Consider the following 6,567-nt stretch of genomic DNA (forward strand, 5'->3'; position numbering starts at 1 on the left):
ACGAATTACGGAGTTGTGAGGAGATTTTACAGGAGATATTCGTATAAGTCTCCTCACAACTCCGTAATTCGTAATTTCTTTTTTATAAGTGTCAATGATACATTAAATATGAATTCATCTTACGTTATAGGAGTAGATTACGGCACCGATTCCGTCCGTTCCATCATAGTGGATGTACAAAACGGTCAGGAAATAGCAGCAGCGGTATTTTATTATCCACGCTGGAAAGATGGTTTGTACTGCAACGCTGCACAGAGCCGTTTCCGTCAGCACCCGCTGGACTATGTGGAAGGACTGGAAACCACCATCAAACAATGTTTGCAGCAGGCAGGGAGTACTGTGGCGGCTAACATCAAAGCCATCTCCGTAGATACTACAGGTTCCAGCCCTGTGGCAGTAGACGAAACAGGTACACCGCTGGCGCTTACGCCCGCCTTCCATGATAATCCTAATGCCATGTTTGTATTGTGGAAAGATCATACCGCCCTGAAGGAAGCAGCTGCCATCAACGCTACGGCAGCCACCTTTGAAGAGAACTATCTTCGCTTTGTTGGCGGCATTTATTCTTCTGAATGGTTCTGGGCTAAATTGCTGCATATTCTTCGTGCAGACGAAGCCGTTAGGAAAGCCACGTATTCCTGGGTAGAGCACTGTGACTGGATACCTTTTCTGCTTTCAGGAGGCAAACACGTAAGTCAGTTGAAACGCGGTGTTTGCAGCGCCGGCCATAAAGCCCTTTTTGCAGAAGCATTTGGCGGGCTGCCACCCGATGCTTTTTTTACGGCCGTAGATCCATTGTTACAGGGATTCACACAACGCCTCTTTAGCAAAACATATACCGCCAGCGAAGCCGCCGGACATCTGTGTCCGGAGTGGTCGGAGCGGCTGGGACTTCCCACCAGTGTGGTCATCGGCATCGGTGCTTTTGATGCGCATATGGGCGCCGTAGGCGGACAAATAGAACCGTATCATCTCAGCAAAGTAATGGGTACTTCCACCTGCGATATGCTGGTGGCGCCCATGGAAGAGATGCAACACACCCTGGTGAAAGGCATCTGTGGTCAGGTACCGGGATCTGTGATCCCCGGTATGATGGGCATGGAAGCCGGACAGTCCGCTTTCGGAGATGCTTACGCCTGGTTCAGCAACGTACTGGCGTGGCCGTTACAACAGCTACTGCCTTCCTCTTCCCTGATAGACGCCGCCACCGCAGCCAGGTTAGCGGAAGAAACCAGTGGTAGAATGATCACTGAGCTGGCCCGGCAGGCCGCGCAGATCGCACCGGAAGAGCATAGTGAACTGGGGATCGACTGGCTGAACGGTCGTCGTACCCCCGATGCGGACCAGTCGCTCAAAGGTACCCTCACCGGACTGAATCTCGCTACAGATGCTCCCCGCATTTTCCGCACCGTGGCAGAGTCCACCTGCTTTGGCGCCAAAGCCATTGTAGAACGTTTCGAAAGGGAAGGCGTACCCGTAAAAGGATTGATCGGTATCGGCGGTGTCGCCAAAAAGTCGGCCTTTATCATGCAGATGATGGCAGACGTAATGAACATGCCTATTCGTATTCACCGCTCCGAACAAACCTGCGCACTGGGCGCCGCTATGTTTGCTGCTACCGCCGCCGGCATATTTACCCGAGTGGAAGAAGCCATGGAAGCCATGGGGCAGGGCTTCGAAAAGACTTATCAACCGGATGCGCAACGGGCAGGAATATACGAAAACAGGTACCAGAAATATAAAGCTTTAGGCGCCTTTACTGCCGCCATCACCATAGATTAATAGTTGTATGCAACAATATCAGGATATCCGGCAGGCCGCATATGAGGCCAATATGCAGTTGCCTGCATTAGGACTGGTGATCTTCACCTTTGGTAATGTAAGTGCAGTTGATCGCCGGCAAGGTGTATTTGCCATTAAACCCAGCGGTGTGCCATACGCTGAACTGACACCGGAAAAAATGGTGATAGTGGATTTTGATGGCAGAACAGTGGACGGACAACTACGCCCGTCTTCTGATACGCTGACCCACGCCGTATTATATAAACACTGGGAGCATATTGGCGGTATAGTCCATACCCACTCTACCTATGCCACCGCATGGGCACAGAGTCAACGCGATATTCCCATTTATGGCACCACGCATGCCGACCATAACACGGTAGACATTCCCTGCGCACCGCCCATGTCTGACGAGATGATTGCCGGTGACTATGAATACCAGACCGGCTTCCAGATCATGGACACATTGTCGCAGCGCGGACTCACTTACACCGATATAGAAATGATCCTGGTAGGCAACCATGCACCCTTTACCTGGGCTGCCACACCTGCCAAAGCAGTATATAACAGCGCCGTGCTGGAATCAGTAGCACAGATGGCGTACCTCACCGAGTCGATCAACGGCAACGCTCCCCGTCTGAAAGACGCACTTATTAAAAAGCATTTTGAACGTAAACATGGCCCCAATTCCTATTACGGGCAGTAAACCAAGCAATATGATTAATCTGAAAACATTTGAGATCTGGTTTGTTACCGGTAGTCAAAATTTATACGGAGAAGAAACATTAAGACAGGTAGCCGCACATAGCCAGGAAATAGCCGCCGCACTGAATCAGGATAAGCGCATACCCGTTACCGTAGTATACAAGCCTACGGTGAAATCACCGGAGGAGATTTACGCTGTATGCATGGAAGCTAATGCTGCTACCAATTGTATAGGTATCGTTACCTGGATGCACACTTTTTCTCCGGCCAAAATGTGGATACGTGGGTTGAAAGCATTGGCCAAGCCAATCTGTCACCTCCACACCCAATACAACCGCGATATTCCCTGGAGCGAAATAGATATGGACTTCATGAACCTGAACCAGAGCGCGCATGGCGACCGGGAATTCGGATTTATGATGAGCCGCATGCGCATCAACCGCAAAGTAATCACCGGCCACTGGCAGGATCCGGAAGTACTGGACGAACTGGGTGCCTGGGCCAGGGTGGCCGCGGGCTGGCACGACTGGCAAGGAGGACGCTTTGTGCGCTTTGGAGATAACATGCGCTTTGTAGCCGTAACAGACGGTGATAAGGTAGAAGCCGAATCCAAACTGGGCTTTTCCTGTAATACCCACGGCATAGGGGACCTGGTGAATGTGATCAACGGTATCTCCGATGCCGCCGTTGCCTCCCTGGTGAAGGAATATGGCGATAGCTACACTATTTCATCTGCACTGTTGCAGGATGTGGCGTTGAAAGATGCCGCCAGAATTGAGCTGGGCCTGAAAGCATTCCTGGAAGCAGGCGATTACAAAGGATTCTCCGATACGTTTGAAGACCTGCATGGCATGGTGCAATTGCCAGGTATTGCCGTACAACGTCTCATGAAAGCAGGCTACGGTTTTGCAGGGGAGGGCGATTGGAAAACAGCTGCACTCGTGAGAGCCATGAAAGTAATGGGCAGCGGTTTACCCGGTGGCAACTCTTTTATGGAAGATTATACCTACCATTTTGATCCGGCTAACCCCCTGGTACTCGGTTCGCATATGCTGGAAATCTGTGAGTCGATTGCAGATGGTAAACCTTCCTGCGAGAAGCATCCGCTGGGAATAGGAGGTAAGTCAGATCCGGTAAGACTGGTGTTTAACTCCGCTGCAGGTCCTGCTATCAATGCGTCTATGGTGGATATGGGGAACCGTTTCCGTTTGCTGGTAAACGAAGTAGAAGCCGTTGCGCCGCCACAGGATCTGCCTAAGCTCCCCGTAGCCCGCGTATTGTGGAAACCTTATCCCGATATGAAAAAAGGATGTACCGCCTGGATACTGGCAGGTGGCGCACATCATACCTGCTATAGTCAGAACCTTACCGCCGTACATATGCAGGACTTTGCAGAAATGGCCGGCATAGAACTGGCGCTGATAGATAAACATACAGACCTGCGTGAATTTAAAAATGAACTCCGCTGGAATGATGCAACATATTGAAAATAGCTTTTRGCCGTTAGCTTTTAGCTTTTAGCAAAATGCAGCGAAGGGGATGTTATGTTATTCTTCGCTGCATTTTGCTAAAAGCTAAAAGCTAATGGTTAAAAGCTTAAAAACCCTCCCGTTATGAAAAATATACTCTCCACTGGCGACATTCTCGTCTTTATCATTTACTTCGTTGTTGTATCTGCGTACGGTTACTGGATATATAGCAAGAAGAAGAAAACCGCTACTGATACCAAAGATTTTTTCCTGGCAGAAGGATCACTTACATGGTGGGCCATCGGTGCCTCTCTGATTGCCTCCAATATTTCTGCAGAGCAGTTTATCGGCATGAGTGGCGATGGTTATTTTGTAGGAATAGCGGTAGCCGCTTATGAATGGATTGCAGCCATAGCGCTCATCATCATTGCAGTGTGGTTTATTCCCATCTACCTGAAGAATAAAATTTATACCATGCCACAGTTCCTGAAAACACGCTACAATGAAACGGTAGCGTTAATCATGGCAATTTTCTGGCTGTTTTTGTATGTGTTCGTTAACCTCACTTCTATTTTGTACCTCGGCGCACTTGCTATCAATGGCTTGCTGGGAGGGGAATACCTGCATGTTGTAATGATTGCCCTGTCTGTTTTTGCTGTCATCATTACATTGGGAGGTATGAAGGTAATTGGTTATACCGATGTGATACAGGTGAGTGTACTCATCATCGGCGGACTGGCTACCACTTATATGGCCTTAACGCTGGTGAGTGAAAAATTTGGCCTGGGGCATAATGCCATGGCTGGTTTCAATGCCCTGATGAAAGATGCACCGGATCATTTCCATATGATATTGGCTAAACCCGATGCCGCATCTTCGCAGGAATATATCAATAAATATTTAGTGTTGCCGGGTATCCTGATGTATGCAGCAGGACAGTGGATCGTGAACCTTAACTACTGGGGTTGCAATCAGTATATTACACAACGTGCGTTGGGGGCTAATCTGCAAACCGCCCGTAATGGAATTCTCTTTGCAGGCCTGCTGAAAATTATGATGCCTGTCATCGTTATGTTGCCGGGTATTGCAGCTTATGTGTTGCAGAAAAATGGTCACCTGCCAGGTCTGGATAGCAAAGATGGGGCATATGCAGCTATTCTCGGTTTTCTGCCTTCCGGGCTGAAAGGCTTGTCTATTGCCGCTTTAACAGCTGCCATTGTGGCTTCACTTGCAGGCAAAGCGAATAGTATCTCTACCATTTTTACATTGGATGTATACCGTAAATATATCAGCAAAGACGCCTCTGAAGAAAAGCTGGTATGGACCGGCCGTATCACAGTTATCGTTGCGATGGTGTTAGGAATCCTCTTTACCTGGAATGATCTGCTGGGAATTGGCGGTGAAGGTGGATTTACCTTCATTCAGAAATACACCGGCTTTATCAGCCCCGGTGTATTTGCCATGTTCCTGCTGGGCATGTTCTGGAAACGCACTACCGGCGCTGCGGCAGTAGCAGGTATCATTACCGGCTTTACGCTCTGTGTTTTCTTTAACCAGTTTGCACCAACGGTATTAGGTCATGAAACCATTTTTTATACGGCCTATCCCAATGGAAAAGGAGGGTATGAAATTCCTTTCCTCATCTGTATGGGCCTGGCTTTTATGTTTACCATGATAGTGATGATTGCCATCAGCTTCGCCGGACCAAAAATAAATCCCAAAGCATTTGTACTGGATAAAGCGATGTTTAAGATCAGTCCGGCTACCACCGTATTGATTGTTATTACGCTGTTGTTGCTATCGGCTTTGTATATACGCTTTTGGTAAAGCGTGGATTTTGTCTTTGTTCAGTATAATCCTGAACAAAGACAAAGCTCCGCTTAAATTTGTACTTTCACTGACTAATACATCGTTATGAAAAGATATTCGCAGCAGACGAGGTTGTTATTTGCCGTTGACTGTATTATATTTGGGTTTGATGGGCAAGAGCTGAAACTGCTGCTGATACAGAGAGGTTTTGAACCTTGCAAAGGGCAATGGAGCCTGGTAGGGGGCTTTGTACAGGAGAGTGAAAGTGCGGAAGATGCGGCCAGCAGGGTGCTTAAAAATCTGAGTGGACTGGATGGTATTTACATGGAACAACTGCATACCTTCAGTTCGCCTTCCCGGGATACTGTAGAACGTACTGTGTCTGTAGCCTACACTGCCCTGATAGATATCCAGAAGTATAAGCAACAACTGAACGAAGATTTTCACCCCGTATGGTTTCCTATTAATCATCACCCGGAACTGATCTTTGATCATAAAGCGATGGTAGACCTGGCGAAGGAAAAGCTTCGTTATAAAGCAGCGTTGCACCCGTTATTGCTGGAACTACTGCCAGGTAAATTCACAATCCCTCAATTACAGCACCTGTACGAATCTGTGTATAATATCTCTTTTGATAAAGGCAATTTCAGCCGCAAGATCCTTTCTACCAAACTGCTGGTAAAGCTGACTGATAAAGATAAACTAAGCTCTAAAAAAGGCGCCTTCTACTATAGAATAGACCGCAAAAAGTATAACGCTAACTTCCACGCGTTCCTCAACTTTGTTCCTGACCCCCATGTGC

General features: G+C 48.1%; 5 protein-coding genes. All 5 read left to right on the forward strand.

Translation table 11 applies throughout. The features are described 5' to 3' along the window. Positions 1 to 108: 108 nt before the first annotated feature. A complete protein-coding gene (locus AC1DP6_RS31735; RefSeq protein WP_477058460.1) occupies positions 109 to 1,782 on the forward strand; it encodes a ribulokinase in 1,674 nt (557 codons plus the stop codon). A gap of 7 nt (positions 1,783 to 1,789) precedes the next feature. Then, positions 1,790 to 2,488: an L-ribulose-5-phosphate 4-epimerase gene (locus tag AC1DP6_RS31740; protein ID WP_477058461.1), complete on the forward strand. Its 699-nt coding sequence runs from the start codon at positions 1,790 to 1,792 to the stop codon at positions 2,486 to 2,488. A gap of 10 nt (positions 2,489 to 2,498) precedes the next feature. Beyond that, a complete protein-coding gene (araA, locus tag AC1DP6_RS31745; RefSeq protein ID WP_477022726.1) occupies positions 2,499 to 3,974 on the forward strand; it encodes an L-arabinose isomerase in 1,476 nt (491 codons plus the stop codon). 126 nt (positions 3,975 to 4,100) lie between these two features. Beyond that, positions 4,101 to 5,783 carry a sodium:solute symporter family transporter gene (locus AC1DP6_RS31750; protein WP_441574154.1) on the forward strand — a complete coding sequence of 561 codons (1,683 nt, stop codon included), beginning with the start codon at positions 4,101 to 4,103 and terminating at the stop codon, positions 5,781 to 5,783. 87 nt (positions 5,784 to 5,870) lie between these two features. Then, on the forward strand, positions 5,871 to 6,567 hold a 697-nt coding region (locus AC1DP6_RS31755; RefSeq protein WP_477058462.1), incomplete at its 3' end, for an NUDIX hydrolase.

Source organism: Chitinophaga sp. 01L420 (assembly GCF_056399985.1).

Excerpts from the sequence above, each read along its gene's own strand:
- AC1DP6_RS31740 (WP_477058461.1), top strand. The coding sequence starts at position 1,790 with ATGCAACAATATCAGGATATCCGGCAGGCCGCATATGAGGCCAATATG.
- araA (WP_477022726.1), top strand. The coding sequence starts at position 2,499 with ATGATTAATCTGAAAACATTTGAGATCTGGTTTGTTACCGGTAGTCAA.
- AC1DP6_RS31750 (WP_441574154.1), top strand. The coding sequence starts at position 4,101 with ATGAAAAATATACTCTCCACTGGCGACATTCTCGTCTTTATCATTTAC.
- AC1DP6_RS31735 (WP_477058460.1), top strand. The coding sequence starts at position 109 with ATGAATTCATCTTACGTTATAGGAGTAGATTACGGCACCGATTCCGTC.